This is a genomic window from Alteromonas sp., from assembly GCF_984505615.1.
This window is the reverse complement of record NZ_CFHOXV010000010.1, coordinates 81,229-103,131: the sequence shown is the minus strand read 5'-3', so window position 1 is coordinate 103,131 and position 21,903 is coordinate 81,229. Positions and strand designations below refer to the sequence as shown.

13 protein-coding genes are annotated in these 21,903 nt (G+C 47.2%); 1 reads left to right on the top strand and 12 read right to left on the bottom strand.

Annotation, left to right across the window (positions count from 1 at the left end; genetic code table 11):
- Positions 1–19: 19 nt before the first annotated feature.
- Positions 20–2,020 (top strand): glycoside hydrolase family 97 protein, encoded by a 2,001-nt coding sequence (locus AC4PME_RS08715; protein ID WP_491045335.1) that lies wholly within the window; start codon positions 20–22, stop codon positions 2,018–2,020.
- Positions 2,021–2,115: 95 nt separating this feature from the next.
- On the opposite strand, the gene AC4PME_RS08710 is transcribed toward AC4PME_RS08715, so the two are convergent.
- The 12 genes from AC4PME_RS08710 to sdhA form a co-directional block, all read right to left on the bottom strand.
- The gene (locus tag AC4PME_RS08710; RefSeq protein ID WP_491045336.1) at positions 2,116–3,912 is read right to left on the bottom strand and encodes an alpha-amylase family protein; all 1,797 of its coding nucleotides are present in this window, start codon (positions 3,910–3,912) and stop codon (positions 2,116–2,118) included.
- 178 nt (positions 3,913–4,090) lie between these two features.
- Entirely contained in the window at positions 4,091–4,924 is an 834-nt protein-coding gene (locus AC4PME_RS08705) for a PEP-CTERM/exosortase system-associated acyltransferase (protein WP_119501263.1), read from the bottom strand.
- Positions 4,925–5,587: 663 nt separating this feature from the next.
- Entirely contained in the window at positions 5,588–6,100 is a 513-nt protein-coding gene (locus AC4PME_RS08700; protein WP_491045337.1) for an RNA methyltransferase, read from the bottom strand.
- Positions 6,101–6,181: 81 nt separating this feature from the next.
- Entirely contained in the window at positions 6,182–7,021 is an 840-nt protein-coding gene (locus AC4PME_RS08695) for a patatin-like phospholipase family protein (protein ID WP_491045383.1), read from the bottom strand.
- Positions 7,022–7,324: 303 nt separating this feature from the next.
- The gene (locus AC4PME_RS08690) at positions 7,325–10,129 is read right to left on the bottom strand and encodes a TonB-dependent receptor (RefSeq protein WP_119501261.1); all 2,805 of its coding nucleotides are present in this window, start codon (positions 10,127–10,129) and stop codon (positions 7,325–7,327) included.
- A gap of 425 nt (positions 10,130–10,554) precedes the next feature.
- Positions 10,555–12,552, bottom strand: coding sequence for a methyl-accepting chemotaxis protein (locus tag AC4PME_RS08685; protein WP_491529563.1), 1,998 nt, complete (start codon positions 12,550–12,552; stop codon positions 10,555–10,557).
- Between the two features lie 139 nt (positions 12,553–12,691).
- On the bottom strand, positions 12,692–13,564 hold the full coding sequence (gene sucD / locus AC4PME_RS08680) for a succinate--CoA ligase subunit alpha (protein WP_491045339.1): 873 nt from the start codon (positions 13,562–13,564) through the stop codon (positions 12,692–12,694).
- The gene (sucC, locus tag AC4PME_RS08675) at positions 13,564–14,730 is read right to left on the bottom strand and encodes an ADP-forming succinate--CoA ligase subunit beta (RefSeq protein WP_119501259.1); all 1,167 of its coding nucleotides are present in this window, start codon (positions 14,728–14,730) and stop codon (positions 13,564–13,566) included. The genes sucD and sucC overlap by 1 nt, the downstream gene beginning before the upstream one ends.
- 136 nt (positions 14,731–14,866) lie before the next feature.
- Entirely contained in the window at positions 14,867–16,369 is a 1,503-nt protein-coding gene (gene odhB, locus AC4PME_RS08670; RefSeq protein WP_474845852.1) for a 2-oxoglutarate dehydrogenase complex dihydrolipoyllysine-residue succinyltransferase, read from the bottom strand.
- Positions 16,370–16,379: 10 nt separating this feature from the next.
- Positions 16,380–19,202 (bottom strand): 2-oxoglutarate dehydrogenase E1 component, encoded by a 2,823-nt coding sequence (locus AC4PME_RS08665; protein WP_491045340.1) that lies wholly within the window; start codon positions 19,200–19,202, stop codon positions 16,380–16,382.
- 202 nt (positions 19,203–19,404) lie between these two features.
- Entirely contained in the window at positions 19,405–20,115 is a 711-nt protein-coding gene (locus AC4PME_RS08660; RefSeq protein WP_119501256.1) for a succinate dehydrogenase iron-sulfur subunit, read from the bottom strand.
- 14 nt (positions 20,116–20,129) lie between these two features.
- Complete coding sequence (gene sdhA / locus AC4PME_RS08655; protein ID WP_119501255.1) at positions 20,130–21,902, bottom strand: succinate dehydrogenase flavoprotein subunit; 1,773 nt, start codon at positions 21,900–21,902, stop codon at positions 20,130–20,132.
- Position 21,903 lies beyond the last annotated feature (1 nt).

Genomic DNA, 21,903 nt, shown 5'->3' with positions numbered 1-21,903 from the left:
TCACTCACGGTGCACACCTATGTCTAAATCTGTACTCGTTCTGCTCCTGCTTCTTTGCAGTAACACACTGGCCGCTCAGACGCATGAGTTACGTTCACCGGATAATAAGCTGCTGGTAACGGTGTCTGTTGATGAGAAAGGTGTGTCGTATGCCCTGTCATCAGACGGAAGCCCGTTGATCCGGCCTTCCAGTCTGGGGTTCTCATTTAAACACCAGGCTTCTCTGGCTATGAACCTGACTACAGAATCCACAGAAACAGACAGTTATGATGAACAATGGGAGACCGTGTGGGGTGAGCGCAGGTTTATTGATGACAAACACAACGCACTGACCGTTAACGTGAAAGAGACAGGTACTTCTGAGCGCCGGTTCTCCATTATCTTCAAAGCGTGGAACGACGGCATCGCTTTCCGTTATTTTATCCCGCAGCAACAGGATCTCAACCGGTTGACGATTACTAAAGAGCATACCACATTCGCCTTTGACAGAAATTTCCGCGCCTGGTGGATACCGGCATACCGTAATCAGCGTTATGAATACCAGTACAGTGAATCCGCTCTGAGCAGTGCTGATGTGGTTCATACACCACTGACGCTGGAAGACGACGATGTGGTGATGGCAATTCATGAAGCGGCATTAATTGATTACCCGTCCATGGTGCTGAAAAATATCGATGACAATCAAATCATTTTTAATGCCGACCTGGTTCCCTGGGCAAACGGTGATAAAGCCTACGTGCAAACACCTTTTTTCACGCCATGGCGGGTTATTCAGGTTGGCACAAAAGCGGCAGATTTACTGAATTCGGATATTTTACTTAACCTGAATGCGCCGCCCGCACCGGACACCAATACCAGTTATATCAAACCCGGCAAATACATGGGGATCTGGTGGGAAATGCACACCGGAGAAAAAAGCTGGTCACCGGGAGAAAATCAGGGAGCAACCACAGAGCGGGCTAAGACATACATCGATTTTGCCGCCGCCCATCACATTGACAGTGTGCTGATTGAGGGTTGGAATAAAGGCTGGGAAGGTGAATGGTGGCAAAGAAAACCTACCTTCAGTTTTACCACACCGGTAGAGGGGTTTGATTTACAGGAAGTCACCCGTTATGCCGCATCAAAAGGCGTGACTATTACCGGCCATCATGAAACCGCCGCAGGAATAAGCTGGTATGAAAACCAGATGGAGGACGCTTTCGCGTATTACCGGGACCTGGGGATCGGTTCAGTGAAAATGGGTTATGTGGGTACACGGCTGGAAGGGAAAGAATGGCATCATGGTCAGTTTATGGTGCGGCATTTTAACCGTGTTGTACGAACAGCCGCTGAGCACGGCGTGATGGTGAACGCCCATGAAACCATCAAAGGTACCGGCTTAAGCCGGACATGGCCAAATATCATGACGCGGGAGTCTGTGCGGGGGATGGAATATAACGGCGGCAGTCCGGATACCGGTAATTTACCCTCTCATACGGTGATCATTCCTTTCACCAGGGGACTGGCCGGCCCCATAGATTTTACTCCCGGCATCTTCAATTTTGATTATCAGAAGCACCGGCCTCATAACCGTGTGCCCAGCACGCTGGCAAAGCAACTGGCATTGTATGTCGTACTGTACAGCCCGCTTCAGATGGCCGCTGATTTACCGGAAAACTATGAAGGCCATCCGGCATTTAAATGGATTGAAGACGTTCCCGTCGACTGGCAATCCTCTGTGGCGCTGGACGGAGAAATTGGTGAATTTCTCGTTACTGCAAGACAGGACCGGCATTCTGAGAACTGGTATCTGGGCGCGGTGACAAACCATGAAGAAAGACAGTTAACTGTTTCCACGCACTTTCTGGTCCCGGGTAAAGAATACCTCGTTACACGCTATGAGGATGCAGCAGATTCACACTGGCGAACCAACCCTTCAGCCTGGCAAATGAAGAGTCAGCGGCTGAAAGGCGGAGACACATTACAACTGAACCTTGCGCCCGGTGGTGGTGCAGCACTCCAGTTTGTTCCTTTATGACCATTCTTCCCGGCATGCGCTGAGATGGCATGAAAACATGGCGGCTGATAAAGCAGTCCGCCTTGTACCGGCCAGACAAAGGTTACGCATAACCCTCACCTGGTTAATATAACCGATTGATTCGGAGTTAATTTAAAGGATATGCTTCGTTTGCTGTCCTTACCTTCAGATTTCACTCTGGCCCCGGTCAACTTATCTTCTAACTCCCTTAAGTCAGAAAATTCTGCGGGTAATTCAGACAAATCCAGTTCTGCCAGCACCTCTTTTTCACTGTAAAAATTACTGACACTTATCAAAATGTCATCATTGTTCCAGCGCGCAAAAGCAAATACTTTTGCGTCGGAAAGCTGGCCGTTTACCTTTAACGACTGGTGTAAAGACTGGTAGTTACCGGATATCACTGCCGGGGTTGAAACGGCGATATTCAGTACGGTTTTATAATAATCGCGCAGTGCCTGCTCTGCTCCGGTTGATTGTCCACCATCAAATTTACCGTTATTCATCCAACGCTGGTGAGCCGGCACCCCGATGTAATCAAAAATAGACGTCCTGGACGGCTGGCCGAATCCCGCGACTTCACTACCGTCTTCGCCATTTTCCTGACCAAAGTAAATCAAAACCGGAGACTCACTGATAAGCGCAGACACAACCAGAGCAGGTTTGCCTGACTCAGCATTACCGGCAAACTCTGGGCTGGCTATTCGTTGTTCATCATGGTTTTCAAGAAAATGAAGAAGATGCTGACGGATATCTCCGTATTGTTTCTGAATTTCAGCCAGTTTTGCGACATCGCCATTATCCTGCATAACATCTTTAAGTGAGTCATAAAAATCCACCTTGTCATACAGGTAATCCATTTTACCCAACTGCAAATAGTCACGGTAAAGCGCTGGCTGATAGACTTCAGCAAGCAATACCGCATCCGCGGAAGTGTGCTTAATGTGACTGTTCAAATATGACCAGAACGCAACCGGCACCATTTCAGCCATGTCATAGCGAAAACCGTCTACGCCCTTATCCAGCCAGTACTGTGTGATATCTTTAAACTTTACCCACGAATCCGGTACAACTTTGTCAGACCAGTACTGATAGTGAGCCTGAGCCGGCGCAAAACGCAGCTCTTCCGGTACATCAGGGAATTCATGGTCACCCGACGGCGTAACACCGTAGTTAATTTTAACGGTTTCATACCAGTCGTTGACATCAGGTTTAGCATTACGGGAACCATTACCTGTCCAGCGGGCCGGTGATTCATCAAAATGACCGTCTGCCAGAGGATGTGCTGCACCACCTAACGGTTTTGTTGCCGGGGTGAAATCCGGGACCTCAAAAGGTTCTCCCGGGATATAGTAAAAATTATTGTTTTTACTGTAGCTGACCGATGTGTTGTCACTGGCGCCAAAGCTGCTCTGTGGTCTCACTACTGAATAGTACTGTCTGGCAACATGGTTAGGCACAATGTCAATCATGACCTTGAGGCCGGCTGCGTGAGTACGGGAGATCAGTGCTTCAAACTCCTCAAGCCGGCTGGCCGGATCATCTGCAAGATCCGGGTCCACATTGTAATAATCCCGCACTGCGTAAGGCGAACCGGCTCTTCCTTTGACCACATCAGGATCGTCCCCTGCAATGCCGTAAGCAGAATAATCTGTCACAGAAGCGTGATGGGGAACACCGGTATACCATATCCAGTTTGCGCCAAGCGCGCTGATTTCATCCAGCGCCTTTTCCGAAAAATCACTGAATTTGCCCGACCCGTTTTCTTCAATGGTTCCCCAGGGCTTGTTGGTCGTATTGGTGTTACCGAACAATCGGGTGAACACCTGATAGATTACCAGCTTTTCAGCGGTATCTATTTTTGTATCGTTGGACTTTAACGGGGTTGTTGTCATCGGGGCCTCAGGTTCTGTTTGACAGGCAACAACAAATAAACTGGAAGTAATAACACATATCAGTATGGCGGGAAGCCGGAAAGAAAGTAAAGTGGCAGGCACGACAGCAAACTCCATGCATAAAAAAACCGAGCATAACGACCCGGTCTTTTTCAGCAACAAACATACGTATTCATAATTAAGCAGCGCGTGTTTTTTGCCCTTTTCCTGTCAATGTGGAAGGTACTGGTTTGTGGATTGAACCAAAGTTCGGTACATCTTCCAGCTCTTTCATAATTTTTCGGTAGAAACGATGCAGCGACGGTGAGATTTGATGGAAAAACTCTTCCGGAGATAAGCGGTACGCTGCACGCTTACCATGATATTCAATAACCTGACCAAGCTGATTGAATTCGATGCCCAGCATACGCAGACTTCTGGCCAGTTTCGGCTCCATCATAACGTATACATTTTCTACATCCCTCAGCACACAAATTGTTGCTGCAAAGAAATACAGTGCCAGTGTGAGATAAGGGAAATTTCGATCGGGTTTGGTTCTTTTAAAACCTTTGTCGAGTGACTTACCCGTCACCGGAGAAAGATTTGTATCTGTTTCGCGACGGCGAAAGCGTTTTGGAATCGCCAGGCGGGAAATTTCACACACCGAGTGGCGAGGCAAGCGGGACGGACTGTTTTCATCCATCCGGATGGCATCTGCACAATTTTGCTCTATCGGCAGTACCTGTCCACTGTGCTGAGGCATAACCACGCGGATAGTACCAGCGCAATCTCCGGTGGCCTTGTGCTGTATATAACAGCTGATCGCATATTCATCGAATTCGTCAAACTCCATTTTGGTTTGACGCACTTCCTCAAACCCCATTTCCTCGCAGTACACCTGATGGCGTGTACGAAAACAGGCTCTCTGATCTTTTTCTTCATTTGCCACAACAAGGGTAAAGTGCTCAAAGAAGTGATTGGCGGCTGCATCTATGGCTTTGTTCATCTGGCGCCTGACAAGAGGCTTCACCATATGTTTGACACCAGGTACTTGATGCACTTTTTTAAAAGCGTTTAACAAGCGACGTTTCACTCTGACTCCCAACGATTCGAAAGAGGATTTTTTATTCTATTAATGAGTCTTACTTGGTGCTTCCGTGACTAACCAAACAAACCACACCCGTGAGGTGTGAGAGTCACCCTGTGAGATCAGTTGAATAACGGATTATAATTATTAATGCCACAACTCAAATGCATACTTACAGCGTCAACTTCTATAGGTTTTTGTATTTTTTGTATAAACCCATTGCGTACTTTCTTAAACAAGTTTCAGACCACTTTATCAGGATCACCGAAAATAGTTATGAACCCGCAATACTATCAAAGAGTATTAATAATATTTTTAAGTAAGACTTAAACTTCAGTTTTTTAACGCAAAATGAAAACTAATTTCATAACTGTATGATTTAATTTGTTATTAATTGTAACCGGCGAATCTAAACCTATGAAAAACCTGCCGAAATTTCGTTCAGCTCAGGCAAATTTATAAGCATAAATTAATTTAATTGAGGGTGAGATATTTTTAGATCCCGTGTCACAAGATCCGGATCTGAGCGTAAGATCGTAAAAAACTCTGACACTTTCAAAGATATGGTTATCAGGGTGTAGCCATATGGAAACACCGTTTTACAAGACCTCAGGATTTCCCAGTCCGTAACTGGTTATTACGGTCCCGCGAAGCTCTTATTAGCTCGTCACCATGCTGATACTGACTTTTTGCAAGCCGGTCATAAAGCACGACATTCGCTGTCGCAGCCAGATTCATACAACCTGTCGTTGGCACATAAACAACATCATCGGCCCGCGCAACCAGACTGGCAGGCACGGAACCGTCCTCGGGCCCGAATATATAAAATGCGTTAGCCGGATGCTGATATTCAGGTAGCGGAATTGCCCCTTCAACCAGTTCAATTACAACAACTTTTGTGCCTTCGGGGATGACCTGTTGCAAATCAGGAACAGCCTCAACGGGTATTTGTTTATGTATGTCTTTGGTGTCCGCATAGAACTCTCTGGCCCGGGTATACCGTTCACCGGTGTAATACACAGCGCTGGCATTAAAACAACCCGCGCCACGGAGCACTGAGGCCACATTCACCGGACTTTTCGGGTTAACCAGACCGATATATGAAAGTTTTGACGATGACATTAAGTACCCCGCTGGAAAAACCGCGGCAGTATCGCAAAAAGCAATCCGCTTAACCAGCAGGCAAAGAAAAAATATTTACTGTTATGCTGCGAGCTTTTTACGGGAGGATAACAGCCGTCTGGCCATCCTTCTTCCCTGCGCATAGCCAAGTAATAGCTTACGCTTATCCATCGTGAGTCGTTTTACACAAAATCCTGCATCCGGTGCAATAACGGTGATTTTACAATCGTCAGGAGGATTATTCAGAAAGGCCAGCGTTTCATTATACATGCGCGCCCGCTGAAGCATGGTTTCGAGCAAAGCAGGCTGATGACCGTAGAGCTTAGTCAGTAACCAGGCGTTTTTCACTTCAGGCTTGGAAAATCCCGCAGGCTGTGACAGCACCACGGTAATGTCTCTGGCTCCCATCCCGTAGGCATGTTTAACCGGTATTGAATCTCCTACTCCACCGTCTACATAAGGTACGCCATCGATAACCGGTTGTTCCCTGAACGCTGTAGGTATGGCACATGATGCTACCATCAGTGTGTCAACGGTGTCCGGTGTGGCCAGGTGATATTCACATTTGCCGGTTTGTGTATTTGTCACACCTACGTAGAGGGGAATTGCACTCTGTTCACCCGGTACAGGTATGCCTAAAACCGTTTTCGCGTGATGCCATAACCAGTGGACATCTGTCATATGACCCCCTTTGATAAAACGAAGGGGGCTGAAAAATTCGGCTTTCGTTGCAAACTCAGTGATGATTTTCTTACTCAGACCCTGTGCACCGGACACATAGGTAGAAAGGTTTGTTGCACCTGCGGAAACACCGATGGCGAAATCAAATCCGTAGTGTTTTTCTTCCATGAATTTGTCGAGCACACCTGCGGCAAAGATCCCGCGCATTGCCCCGCCTTCGACTACCAGTGCTGATTTAATCCCGCTCATTTTTTATTCCTGTCTTTCACTCTCTATCTGGTATGACCAGCATATATTGTACCAATCGTGCAGCGGTTCCATGACTAATGAAATGAATAACTAAAACAGAAGCTTAATAAGAAAACTGCAGATTAAAACGCTAGCGGGATGTGCACCAGTATGTGATGTCTCCCCCGTTAATAGGGAAATATTATCCGGGCAGGGTAAATTTTGCAGACGGGAAAAATCGATGGCTGTAATTAAAAAAACCGTCTGCACTCACGTACAGACGGTTTAATCAGAGGTTATCGGCTAAGAAGCTGATTAGAAGGTGTAATTGAATCCTAACAGATAGTTAGCACCGTAAGCCTGATACAGCAGGACCTGACGGCTGTCAGTTCCCGATGTCTGAATATCGTCTTCGTCGGTCAGGTTTTGAGCCTGTAATGTGACGCGCAGCCCTTCCAGCGATTCAATTCCAGACTCACTGAAGTCATAGCCAATCTGCGCGTCGATGAAGGTACCACCCTGATTGGTGGTATCAGACAGTGCCAGACTCAGACCACGGGCTTCTGTAAGATAATCAGAACGTTTGGTACCGGCTACCCGCACTTCGAAACCACTGTTTTCGTAGAAAACAGTCAGGCTGTAGTTTTCATCGGATAATCCCGGGATCCGTGTTTCACCACCCTCACCGGCGGCGTCAGCATGACCGTCCATGAATGTAGCACTGGCAAACACACCAAATCCGGACAGTGCATCAGCAATAAGATCACCCGGCAGACTCATCTGGATCTCATAACCGCGGACCAGACCTTCAAAGCCGTCCTGAGGCTTGGTTTTATAGCCTTCGAACAACACCGGAGCTAATGCGGCTTCATCCTGGGTATGGTGAATTTCCGGAATGTAGTCCTGAGTAAAGTCAGACAATAATCCGTTCTCGCGATGCCAGTTCTTAATGTCTTTAAAGAAATAAGACAAGGCTACGTAACCAGTATCAGCAAAATAATTCTCGTAGGACAAGTCGAACTGATTTGCTTCGTAAGGACGCAACTCAGGGTTTCCGGAGCTGCCACCCCAAGGACCGTTCTCAACATTATTGGAAAGAATATTGGTGTTGTTATAAGAGAAAGTCACCTGAGTATTCGGACGCATATCATCCATACGCGGACGGGTCAGAACTTTACTTAATCCCATTCTCAGAAATTGGCCTTCGGCAAATTCTGCGCTGAGGTTCAGAGTCGGCAATACATCGGTGTAATCGGTCCCGCCCGTAACAGGCACAGCTTCCACCAGGCCATCCTGATTAACGGAAGTACTGAAGCCCTGAGAACTTTGATCGGCACGCACAACCTGAACACCCACATTACCGCGGATGTAGATATCGTCTACAGAGGTATCAATATCCAGTTTTCCGTACAATGTGGTGAGTTTTTCATTCACGGTGTATGTATCACCCAGACGACCGGCATCAACCAGTTTTGCGTCTGTGGCAATGTAATATCCGCTGTCATACAAGCCAATAGAATCGTACGCCAGCACACCATTGATGCCTATGAAATCAAGGGAGACAACACCAAGTACTTCAGGAATAGCTGCATCATCAGGATAAGACGGAGCTGTCAGATAAGCGCCGTTATTTACCTTAGATTTTTCACGGTCAGAATACACCATGCCGACTTCCAGACCGGAGAAAATTCCCCATTCCACAAAACCTTCAGTAGAAAGACGGAAGGAATCCAGGCTCTCTTCAAATACAGGCTGGTTAACAAAGCCATCCTGGGCGTCACCACCAACAATGGGAGCACCCCATGTCTGCGGTCCTGCCAGTGTGATCAGGCTGGCGTCGGTTAAATCAACCGGCGCAATTTCAGGATGATCTGAATACATTACGCCGGTGGATGTCATTTCCCACGAACGTGCTGTCATGGGACGTCCGTCAATACCGGTACGGCCCACACCGGAGTAACTTTCTACGTCTGTAATGGTTTTATCGACACTGCCGGTTGAAATATCTGCTGTGATGCTCCAGTCATTATTGAGCATGTACTCAACATTTAAACCAAAGGTTTTCAGCTCAGCTTCCTGCCGGCGTACATCGTTGCGTACCACACTGTAGAAGCCATCGTAATAGCCCGAAGACACCAGGCCATCTTCAACGCCGGTAATCGTGTAGTCACCGGTTCCCCACTCTGCGCCACCTTCTTCAACACCGCGACGGGCATCATCTTCGAGGAAGTCGATATACAGGGCGTCGAACTGAATATTTAATTGATCCTGCGGAGCCCATTGAATTACAGCAGCGACAGAATCACGGTTCATCATGGCAGAACGGGCAAAGGAGTCATGACCGCCAAGAACCAGTGTTCCTTCCGGCACATCAACACCGCTGGCCGCTTTATCCGGATTCGCATCAGCATAACCCCAGCCACGGAACTGTTGTTCCTGACGTGGAGATTCCATGGTCGCAACCGTAAGCGCCACACCTAACGTATTATCAAGAAATTGATCAACGAAGTTAAAAGACAAACGGTGTCCCTGATTATCAAAGTCAGGGTTAGCGGCATCTTCCTTGTTCTTTTCTAATGTACCGTTGAGGGTAACAGTACTTTCTGCAGATAACGGCTTAACGGTTTGCAAATCAATAGAACCGCCAATGTTTTGCGTAGTCATGCCGGCTTCAGGTGTTTTATACACCAGAATGTTAGAAATGATTTCTGTAGGATAAAGGTCGAATTCAACACCACGGTTGTCACCCATACCTAACAGTTCACGACCGTTAAGAGATGTACCTACATAGTTCTCGTTAAAACCGCGGACTGAAATACCGCTGGTACGTCCGTTACGACGTTCACCCGCAAGACCGGGCAAACGGGACAATGATTCTGCAATACTGGTGTCAGGCAGTTTACCGATATCTTCTGCTGACAACGCTTCAACGATAGAGGTGCTGTCCATCTTGATAGCCTGAGCACGCTGAAGGCTTCCGCGGATCCCTGAAACCTGAATAACTTCTACATTATCTTCCGCCTGAGTGTCATCAGATTGTGCGAATACGGGTACAGAGGTAAGGGATAATCCGGTGGCGATCATCGCCATTTGAATTAAATTTGGTTTAAATTGTGTCATCAATCTTTCCCTAAGGTTATGCGGGCAATCTGTTATCGCGGCGGTAACATACCGCCAGAATGGGCTGCCGGTACACTGGTTGGGGCCCGCCGCGAAACAGTTCCTGAGAACGCCATTAGTTATTTTTATTACCGTTAAATGACAATTCTCTGTGTCGCGTGCATCCTATCGGGAAGATAAAAATTGCTCAATCATCTGCATACGTATTCATAAAACAATTAAAACAATAACTTAACATTGTAGTAATGCTGTCGGAGTGGCAACCGGATGACCAGCTGTCTCTCAAAACCTTTTAAAATAGCGGACTGTATCGATTAAGTTTATTGGCGCAAATGTGATAACTGAGAGGACTTGTTTTCACAGATGTAAAAACGGTATGCCTGTAAGAGGAACAGCCGGCAAAATCGATTTACCGGCCATTTATTCTATTGAGATTTAGCAAGCTGATTCAGTTTATCTATCAATTGTGTTTCGGCTTCAATTTCCTGCATCTGACTGTATGCAGCATCTGCCCGCTTAATGCCTTCTTCAGCACGTTGACTTGCACCGGAAGAAGACTCCGATAAGGCCGCTAATTCGCTGCTTAAACTTACCGATCCGGACTCAATTTCCTGTAGCAATCCGTTAATACTGTCGATAGCAGAGGATATCCCGTCTATAGACGCAGAGACTTCATTGATCGTATCGCCGGTTTCTTTAAGACTTGACTGGGTACGCTGACTGAGCGCTCTGACTTCGTCAGCCACAACAGCAAAACCACGCCCGGCTTCACCTGCACGTGCAGCCTCAATCGCTGCATTTAACGCCAGTAAGTTAGTTTGTTCGGCAATACCGCTGATAGACTGAATAATGTTTACAATCTTCTCTGCACTTTCACGGAGCCTGTCCATACCACCAGATAATTCAGCACGTTCATGCTCCTGACGGGCAATTTGTTGCATGAAGAAATCAAATTGCTTTCCAAGCTCTAACTGACGGTTTGCTGAATCACTGGCCTGAGATGCAACAAACTTTAACTGTCCGGTAGATTCTTTGAGTAAGGGATGGAATTTCTCTGTCTGCTCAATTAACTTGCTCTGCAACATATTGATATTGCTCATACTGATAAGTTTTGCCTGCATGTGATAATTTGAAAATGCAGCCAGGTGAAACGGGAAATTGGTAACATATTCATCAAAATATGACTGTTGCTCATCATGTTTGAAGAAACCGATGGCCGTTACCGTCTGATTCTGGTGTAAGCCCAGATATTCACCAAATGTGGAAAAACCTGACACAACCACCTGATCAAATGTACCAATCCCGCTTAAATTATCCGGATTGTTTAATCGCCTTAAAATACAGTCATTGGCAATCAGCGCCACAGGTTTTCCGTTTTTCCCTCTCAGAAAATTATCAAAGTCCCGCTGCAAAGATTGCTTAAAATCTGTAGCCTTAACCAGTTGTAAGTATTCGCCAAACCCCATATCGCTGAAGAAACGGATGCTGCCATCATCATTGATTGAAGCTACAGAGCGGATATAAATACTCTTGTCGATATCAATACCGAATGAGTGACTGGTCAGTTTGCTGTCCAGTTCTCCGGCAGAACATTTAAAATGCCGCGCTAATGCATCAACTGGTGTGCGCAGCGACATATCTTTATCAAGTACTGAATGCAGGGTTCGGGTAAGCGGGTCGAATTTGGCCACGGTAAAACCCGTACCCGTGGTCACAAAGTTATGGCTTTTCATGATCCCGTAACGGTAGTTTCGGGATAACTTACAAAATGTGAGTAAAACCTGATTTGATTTTATTTCTCCGTTAAGGGCAATGTCAGCCTGTTTAAAATCCAGCTTTCCCCCTGCACTGCCACCTATGAAGAAACAGGGGAACCGTTTCACTTTGTACAAAGCCTGAGTGAAAAAATCCTCACTGGCAGTTATGCCGTCAAAATAGGTCAAGGCAAAGGTGTCCCTGCTACCTATATCAAAAGGTACGTTTACTTTGGTTAACTCTGATGCGATGCGTTTAACCCGCTCAGCAGGTGGCTTTACCGGCTTACCCTTCTTAATATCATCACTGTATAAAGGCACGCCGTGAATACTGATTTGACTTATCAGTGCAGAAGAAAAACTATGGATAACAATGTTGTCCCACCGCGCCGGAGCAGGATGGTAAAGTGTCGTGCCGCCACCTAACTCACCTGAAGTCATGATTGAGATGACATGTTTACAGAAGCTGGCGGTTTGGGTTATCTGTCTGCTTACAGATGCAAAATCAAGGTGAGGAGAGACAAAAGCAATAATCAGCGCCGTGCCTTCATCGAATGCCAGCTCTCTGAGAAATGATTCAGAAATTTGATTACTTTGCAGACTTTTTGAACGGGTCAGTACTGACGAAGTAACCTGAGTAGTAGTGGTTTTCTTCTTTCCAAAAAACATAGGCATCCTTCAATTCATCATGAACAGGCTGGATATAGCGATAACTATAGTTCACGATACAGGATCAGAAAGAGTAACCATTGATTTATATTAAAAAAGCCCGCTATTAGCGGGCTTTATAATCATCAAAAAGCAAGGCTTACCAGCCAGTCTGCTCGCGCAGTGCTTTACCGATGTCAGCCAGTGAGCGAACAGTCTTAACGCCTGCTGCTTCAAGGGCTGCGAATTTGTCGTCTGCAGTACCTTTACCACCTGCGATAATTGCACCGGCGTGGCCCATGCGTTTACCCGGAGGAGCAGTAACACCCGCGATGTAAGAAACAACCGGCTTGGTTACGTTTTCTTTGATAAACGCTGCCGCTTCTTCTTCTGCAGTACCACCGATTTCACCGATCATAACAATCGCTTCAGTCTGTGGATCGTCCTGGAACATTTTCAGGATGTCGATGAAGTTAGAACCAGGGATTGGGTCACCACCGATACCAACACAGGTAGACTGGCCGAAACCTTCGTCAGTAGTTTGTTTAACCGCTTCGTACGTCAGTGTACCAGAGCGGGAAACGATACCTACTTTACCAGGCTTGTGGATGTGACCAGGCATGATACCAATCTTACACTCACCCGGAGTGATAACACCCGGACAGTTAGGACCGATCATGCGAACGCCTTTCGCATTTACGTATTCTTTAACGTAAAGCATGTCCAGCGTAGGGATACCTTCAGTGATACAAACAATCAGCTCGATGCCAGCATCAGCCGCTTCAACGATTGAATCTTTACAGAAAGGAGCCGGTACGTAGATAACAGATGCAGTCGCACCCGTCGCTTCTACCGCGTCACGTACAGTATTGAATACTGGCAGACCTAAGTGCTCAGTACCGCCTTTGCCCGGCGTTACACCGCCAACCATTTGCGTACCGTAAGCAAGAGCCTGTTCAGAGTGGAAAGTACCCTGACCACCAGTGAAACCCTGACAGATTACTTTGGTGTCTTTATTAATTAAAACTGACATTATTTGCCCTCCGCTGCAGCAACAACTTTTTCTGCTGCATCAGTCAGCGATTCAGCAGCGATGATATCCAGACCTGAGTTAGCAAGAACTTCACGGCCAAGATCAGCATTTGTACCTTCAAGACGTACAACAACCGGTACTTCAACGCCTACTTCTTTTACTGCGCCGATGATACCTTCAGCGATCATGTCACAACGCACGATACCACCGAAGATGTTTACCAGTACTGCTTTAACATTGCTGTCAGACAGAATGATTTTGAATGCTTCAGCTACACGCTCTTTAGTCGCGCCGCCACCTACATCCAGGAAGTTTGCAGGCTTACCGCCGTGCAGGTTTACGATGTCCATGGTACCCATGGCCAGACCTGCACCGTTAACCATACAGCCAACGTTACCGTCAAGTGCAACGTAGTTCAGCTCGAAAGAGGCAGCGTGTGCTTCACGGGCATCTTCCTGTGAAGGATCGTGCATTTCTTTCACTTTCTTCTGACGATACAGTGCGTTACCGTCTACGCCCAGTTTGGCGTCAAGGCAGTGCAGGTTACCGTCGGTCTTGATTACCAGCGGGTTGATTTCGATCAGCGCCAGGTCAAGGTCTTCGAACATTTTCGCCAGACCCAGGAAGATTTGCGTAAATTGTTTTACTTGAACGCCTTCCAGACCCAGTTTAAATGCCATTTCACGTGCCTGATAAGGCTGAGGACCAACGATTGGGTCGATTTCAGCTTTCAGGATTTTTTCAGGCGTTTCTTCTGCAACGGTCTCGATTTCAACACCGCCTTCAGTAGATGCCATGAAAACAACGCGACGTGTACCACGGTCAACAACCGCGCCTAAGTACAATTCGTTTGCGATATCAGTGCAAGATTCAACTAAGATTTTGCTTACTGGCTGACCTTTCTCATCAGTTTGGAAAGTTACCAGGTTCTTGCCAAGCCACTTCTCTGCAAATGCGCGAATGTCTTCTTTATCTTTTACAAGTTTAACGCCGCCCGCTTTACCGCGACCACCGGCATGTACCTGACATTTCACAACCCACTCGTCACCGCCGATGCGGTCGGCCGCTTCTACAGCACCTTCTGGTGTGTCTGATGCGTATCCTTCAGAAACAGGTAAACCGTATTCTTTGAATAGCTGCTTACCTTGGTATTCATGCAAATTCATGGTGTTTCTATCCGATTTTTAGTAAGACAAAAGTCGCTTATGCGACTTGATTAGTATGACCGGCCTCATTCTTCGAAACCAGCGCTGTGACAGACAGCAACGGGTTGCTGCCTGCACACAATGACTACCTGAAAACTTAGACGTCCAGTAACAGACGTGTTGGATCTTCAAGCATTTCCTTCACAGTAACCAGGAAGCCAACTGACTCTTTACCATCGATAATACGATGGTCATAAGACAGGGCCAGGTACATCATAGGAAGAATTTCTACTTTGCCATTCACTGCCATTGGACGTTCCTGGATTTTGTGCATACCCAGAATCGCGCTTTGTGGCGGGTTGATGATTGGCGTAGACAACAGAGAACCGAACACACCACCGTTAGTAATGGTGAAGTTACCGCCCTGCAGATCAGCCATTGACAGTTTACCGTCACGACCTTTCAGAGCCAGATCTTTGATGCCTTTTTCGATACCTGCCATGCCCAGATTGTCAGTGTCTTTCAGCACTGGCGTTACCAGACCACGCGGGGTAGAAACCGCGATAGAGATATCAAAATAGTTGTGGTAACAAATGTCATCACCGTCAAGAGATGCATTTACTTCAGGGAAACGTTTCAGCGCTTCAGTGACTGCTTTCACGTAGAAAGACATGAAACCAAGACGAATGCCGTGACGCTTCTCGAAGCTGTCCTGATACTGCTTACGCAGATCCATGATTGGCTTCATGTTCACTTCGTTGAAGGTTGTCAGCATCGCAGTCGAGTTTTTCGCTTCCAGCAGACGGGTAGCGATTGTTTTACGAAGACGTGTCATAGGAACACGTTTTTCGCTGCGGTCACCAACAGGCAGGTTAGCTGCCGGTTCAGCCGCTGTAGCTGCTGCTTTAGGTGCTGCACTACCGCCTTTCAGATACTGTTCAACGTCTTCTTTGGTGATACGACCGTTTTTGCCGGTACCTTTTACTTTAGACGCATCAACGCCTTTTTCAGCAAGTAAACGACGTACAGACGGGCTTAACGCATCGCCATCATCGCTGTCGTCAGCTTCTTCAGCCGCTGCAGGAGCCGCTTTACCGGAAGCTGCACCTTCAACAAACTTAGCAATCACTTCTTCAGCCGTTACTGTAGCACCTTCTTCTGCCAGAATTTCTGCCAGAGAACCATCTGCAGGTGCAACAACTTCAAGAACCACTTTATCGGTTTCGATGTCAACCAGGTTCTGGTCGCGACTTACTGCTTCACCCACAGCAACATGCCATGTAGCAATGGTTGCATCAGCAACTGACTCAGGCAGTACGGGTACTTTTACATCGCTGGTTTTGCCGGAAGCTGCTGGTGCGGCTTCTTTAGATTCAGCTTTAGCTTCAGAAGATTTGCTTTCTGATTTAGCCGGTGCTTCACCGCCTTCGCTCAGCTTCGCAATCACTTGCTCACCTAATACAGTCGCGCCTTCTTCGTTCAGGATTTCACCGATAACACCGTCTGCGGGTGCTACCACTTCCAGAACCACTTTATCGGTCTCAATATCAACCAGGTTTTGATCGCGCTTAACTGCATCACCGGCTTTAACATGCCAAGTTGCAATGGTCGCATCGGCAACTGATTCAGGCAGAACCGGAACTTTTATCTCAATTGTCATCACTGTTCCTTTATTTAATCGTGAGTGCGTCTTCAACCAGGGCTTTCTGTTGCTGGTTGTGAACGGATAGATAGCCTACGGCAGGAGAAGCCGATGCTTCACGTCCCGCATATGATAATTTTGCACCATCAGGGATGGCTTGCCAGAAGTGATGCTGGCTGCTGTACCAGGCGCCCTGATTTTGAGGCTCTTCCTGACACCATACCCAATCTTTAACATGGCTGTATTCGGCAACGATTTTTGCTGCTTCTTCCTGAGGGAACGGATACAACTGTTCAAGACGGATGATAGCCACATCGGTCTGTTCATTCTTACGACGCTGGTCAAGCAGATCGTAGTACACTTTACCTGAACACATCACCACGCGTTTCACGCCAGCCGGATCGATATCATCAATCTCACCGATAACGTTCTTAAACACGCCTTCTGACAGTTCTTCTAAAGAGGAAATAGCCAGCGGGTGACGCAGTAATGACTTAGGTGACATGACAATCAGAGGTTTACGCATTGGACGTACAACCTGACGACGAATCATATTGAACACCTGAGCCGGCGTAGACGGGATACATACCTGCCAGTTGTGGTCAGCACATAATTGCAGGAAACGTTCGAGACGTGCAGAACTGTGTTCTGGTCCCTGCCCTTCGTAACCGTGTGGAAGTAACACAGTCAGACCACACAGACGGCCCCACTTCGCTTCACCGGAGCTTAAGAACTGGTCAAAGACAACCTGAGCGCCGTTAGCAAAGTCACCGAATTGCGCTTCCCAGATAGTCAGCGTACCTGGTTCCGCAGTAGCAAAGCCGTATTCGAACGCCATAACCGCTTCTTCTGATAATACAGAATCGAAGATTTCGATTTCACCCTGACCTTCACGGATATTCTGTAAAGGCATATAGGTTGAAGCGTCAGTTTGGTTGTGCAGTACAGCATGACGGTGGAAGAAGGTACCACGACCTGAGTCCTGACCAGTCATACGGATGCTGCTACCATCATCAACAATCGATGCATACGCCAGGTTCTCGGCCATACCCCAATCAAGAGGTTTTTCACCGGATGCCATGGCTTTACGGTCCTGATAGACTTTATTTACACGTGAATGCAGTTTGAAGTCTTCCGGAAAACTACTGATGCTTTCAGCAAGAGACTTCAGTTTTTCGATAGACAAACTGCCATCGTAAGGTGCATCCCAATCGTGACCAATATACGGAGTCCAGTCTACAGAATGCTCTGTCATCGGACGCCATTCTTCTACCACACAAGCACCATGATCTAATGCTGCACGGTATTCTTCAATGAAACGTTCAGCATCACGACTTTCAATTGTACCCTCAGCAATTAATTGGTCAGCATAGATCTGACGGGGAACAGGATGCTTTTTAATTTTTTGATACATCAATGGCTGAGTCGCGTTAGGCTCATCAGACTCATTGTGACCATGACGACGGTAACAAACCAGATCGATAACCACGTCTTTTTTGAATTTATTACGATACTCAAGGGCCAGTTTAGTCACAAACATCACCGCTTCAGGATCGTCAGAATTCACGTGGAAAATAGGCGCCTGAACCATCTTCGCGATGTCAGTACAATACTGAGTCGAACGGGTATCTTCAGTCTTGGACGTTGTGAAACCAACCTGGTTGTTGATTACGATACGCACTGTACCGCCAACAGCGAAACCACGTGTCTGAGACATGTTAAAGGTTTCCTGCACAACACCCTGACCGGCAATCGCAGAGTCACCGTGAATGGTAATTGGCAGCACTTTATTGAAATCGTCGTTGCGGCGGTCAATACGTGCACGTACAGAGCCCATAACTACCGGGTTAACAATTTCAAGGTGAGACGGGTTAAACGCCAGCGCCAGGTGAACATTACCGCCGGGCGTTGCGAAGTCTGAAGAGAAACCTGCGTGATACTTAACGTCACCGGAACCTAACGTGTTGTCATGTTTTCCGGAGAACTCGTCGAACAATACAGACGGGTTTTTACCCAGCACATTAATAAGTACGTTCAGACGGCCACGGTGAGCCATACCGATTACCACTTCTTTAGTGCCAACGGTTCCGGCTTCAGTAATAAGGCCTTTAAGCATAGGAACCAGTGCATCACCACCTTCCAGTGAGAAGCGCTTGGCACCCGGGAATTTTGCACCCAGGTATTTTTCCATACCATCAGCAGCTGTCAGCCCTTTAAGGATAGCAAGCTTCTCTTCTTTAGAGATTTGCGGGCTGGCTTCTACAGATTCGATGCGTTGTTGTAACCAGCGCTTCTGCTCGGTATCGGTAATGTGCATGTATTCTGCACCGATAGATTCGCAGTAAGTACGGTTAAGAGATTTGAACAGGTCACGTAGCGACATGCTGTCCTGACCGATAGCATAAGAACCGACATTAAAGTTAACGTCGAGGTCTGCATCTGTCAGAGAGTGATGAGAGAGATCCAAATCGCGGGCTTTAGTTTGTTTCCAAAGTCCAAGCGGGTCGAGATTTGCATTCTGGTGACCACGAAAACGATACGCGTTAATCAGCTGAAGAACTTTAACCTGACGGTCATCTGAAGGAGCGGAGCCTTCCTGACTGGCAGATGAAGACATCCTGGCTGTTGGTCTAAGGGCAGCGAGCTGCCTGAATTGATTACGAATTGACGTATGGTTGCTTTCCAGTTCTACGCCGTCAACTTTCGGTAGGGTATCGAACACTTGACGCCATGTATCTGAAACGCTTTGTGGATTGTCGATGTACATTTCGTACAGCTCTTCCACATAGGCAGCATTGGCGCCCGCCATATGCGAGGAATCCCACCACGCTTTCATCACGCTTTCTTGCATTATTGTGCCTTGCTACGTTTAGGAAATATTCTTTAACACGGTGTTATATTATGACGGTTATTTTCATAAGAACCAATAGTTATGATCATATTGTGAATAAAAACCAACCGTTTATGCCGTATATATAAAAAAATAGCCATCCTCGATGGATGGCCATTTAGCTAATTACAATCTGAAACTAAAAAAGTGACAGAAATTTGTACTAAACAGCCCGTTGTAAAAGCATCGACTTAATCTGGCCGATAGCTTTTGTCGGGTTCAATCCTTTCGGACATACACTGACACAGTTCATGATACCGTGGCAGCGGAAGACGCTGAATGCATCATCCAGGTCGTTGAGTCGCTCTTCGGTAGCGGTGTCACGGCTATCGATTAAGAAACGATAAGCATGAAGCAGACCAGCAGGACCGATGAACTTGTCAGGGTTCCACCAGAACGACGGACAAGACGTTGAACAACAAGCACATAGAATACACTCGTACAGGCCATCCAGTTTTGCACGGTCTTCAGGCGACTGCAGATGTTCACGTGCAGGCGGCTGCTTACTGTCGTTAATCAGGAACGGTTTAATTTTCTCGTACTGGTTGTAGAACTGCGTCATGTCAACAACCAGGTCACGCACTACCGGCAAGCCAGGCAGTGGACGGATAACAATTTTACCCTTACCCAGTGCAGATAATGGTGTGATACATGCCAGGCCATTCTTGCCATTCATGTTCATACCATCTGAACCACATACACCTTCACGGCATGAGCGGCGGAAAGACAGCGTAGGATCCTGTTCTTTAAGAAGCAGCAGTGCATCCAGCACCATCATATCCTGGCCTTCTTCCACTTCCATTTTGTAGTCTTGCATTTTAGGTGCGTCGTCTACGTCAGGGTTGTAGCGATAAACTGAAAAATGTAATTGCATGATACTTGCCTCTCTTAATACGAACGCACTTTAGGCGGGAATGCTTCCCGTAACTTTGGCGCCATATTGACGTCACGTTTCAACATAGACTCGGTTTGCGGGCGATAGATGCTGTGGCATAACCAGTTTTCATCGTCACGGTCCGGGAAGTCGAAACGGCTGTGTGCACCACGACTTTCCGTACGGAAGTTCGCAGCCACTGCAGTGCTGTATGCTGTCTCCATGAGGTTATCAAGCTCAAGACACTCAATACGCTGGGTATTAAAGTCAGAACTCTTATCATCAAGACGGGCGTGTTGCAGGCGTTCTCTGATTTCTTTAAGTTGTTGTAAACCTTCAGCCATTGCATCACCTTCACGGAATACCGAGAAGTTAAGTTGCATACATTGCTGCAGGTCCTTTTTAATTTGAACCGGATCTTCACCCTTACCTTTTTCAGAAGACTCCCATCGATTGAAGCGGGCCATAGCCGCATCAAGATCAGATTGAGAAGCGTCACGGGTAGGTGCGATTTCAGACAGTTTTTCACCCAGGTGCAGACCGGTCGCACGACCGAATACCACCAGGTCAAGCAGTGAGTTACCACCCAGACGGTTTGCACCGTGTACAGATACACAAGCAATCTCACCACAGGCGAATAAACCATTTACTACGGAGTCGTTACCGTTTTCATCAACAGTCAGACACTGGCCATGAACGTTGGTTGGAATACCACCCATCATATAGTGACAAGTCGGGATTACCGGAATAGGTTCTTTAACCGGATCAACGTGAGCAAATGTACGTGACAGCTCAAGGATACCAGGCAGACGTGACTCAAGTACGTCTTTACCCAGGTGGTCCAGCTTCAATTTAATGTGAGTACCCCAGGGGCCTTCACAACCACGACCTTCGCGGATTTCCGTCATCATTGAACGGGCAACAACGTCACGACCGGCAAGGTCTTTCGCGTTAGGAGCATAACGCTCCATGAAACGTTCGCCGTCTTTATTCAGCAGATAACCACCTTCACCACGACAACCTTCGGTTACCAGCGTACCGGCACCGGCAATACCTGTCGGGTGGAACTGCCACATTTCCATATCCTGTACGGAAACACCGGCACGCAGTGCCATACCAACACCGTCACCGGTATTGATGTGAGCATTAGTCGTAGAAGCGTAAATACGACCTGCACCACCGGTAGCCAGTACAACAGCACGTGACTTAAAGTAAACCACTTCACCGGTTTCGATGTCGATTGCAGTACAACCTACTACATCACCGTCCTGATTCTTAACCAGATCCAGTGCGTACCACTCAGAAAATACTTTCGTTTTGTTTTTCACGTTCTGTTGATACAGAAGGTGAAGCAGCGCGTGACCGGTACGGTCTGCAGCAGCCGCTGTACGTGCGCCCTGCTCGCCACCGAAGTTTTTCGACTGACCACCGAAAGGACGCTGATAAATTTTACCATTCTCGAAACGTGAGAAAGGCAGACCCATGTTTTCCATTTCAATAATGGCTTCAGGACCGGTTTTACACATATATTCAATGGCGTCCTGGTCACCGATATAATCGGAACCTTTTACCGTGTCATACATGTGCCATTCCCAGTTATCTTCATGGGAGTTACCCAGCGCTACGGTGATGCCACCCTGCGCAGATACGGTGTGAGAACGTGTAGGAAAAACCTTAGATAATAAGGCGCAGGATTTACCTGACTGAGAAATTTGCAATGCGGCACGCATACCCGCACCGCCTGCGCCGATTACAACGGCGTCAAATTCATGTACTGGTAGATTCATA

Coding starts and splice junctions, on each gene's coding strand:
- AC4PME_RS08715 (WP_491045335.1), top strand. CDS start 20: ATGTCTAAATCTGTACTCGTTCTGCTCCTGCTTCTTTGCAGTAACACA.
- AC4PME_RS08710 (WP_491045336.1), bottom strand. CDS start 3,912: ATGACAACAACCCCGTTAAAGTCCAACGATACAAAAATAGATACCGCT.
- AC4PME_RS08705 (WP_119501263.1), bottom strand. CDS start 4,924: ATGGTGAAGCCTCTTGTCAGGCGCCAGATGAACAAAGCCATAGATGCA.
- AC4PME_RS08700 (WP_491045337.1), bottom strand. CDS start 6,100: ATGTCATCGTCAAAACTTTCATATATCGGTCTGGTTAACCCGAAAAGT.
- AC4PME_RS08690 (WP_119501261.1), bottom strand. CDS start 10,129: ATGACACAATTTAAACCAAATTTAATTCAAATGGCGATGATCGCCACC.
- AC4PME_RS08685 (WP_491529563.1), bottom strand. CDS start 12,552: ATGTTTTTTGGAAAGAAGAAAACCACTACTACTCAGGTTACTTCGTCA.
- sucD (WP_491045339.1), bottom strand. CDS start 13,564: ATGTCAGTTTTAATTAATAAAGACACCAAAGTAATCTGTCAGGGTTTC.
- sucC (WP_119501259.1), bottom strand. CDS start 14,730: ATGAATTTGCATGAATACCAAGGTAAGCAGCTATTCAAAGAATACGGT.
- odhB (WP_474845852.1), bottom strand. CDS start 16,369: ATGACAATTGAGATAAAAGTTCCGGTTCTGCCTGAATCAGTTGCCGAT.
- AC4PME_RS08665 (WP_491045340.1), bottom strand. CDS start 19,202: ATGCAAGAAAGCGTGATGAAAGCGTGGTGGGATTCCTCGCATATGGCG.
- AC4PME_RS08660 (WP_119501256.1), bottom strand. CDS start 20,115: ATGCAATTACATTTTTCAGTTTATCGCTACAACCCTGACGTAGACGAC.
- sdhA (WP_119501255.1), bottom strand. CDS start 21,902: ATGAATCTACCAGTACATGAATTTGACGCCGTTGTAATCGGCGCAGGC.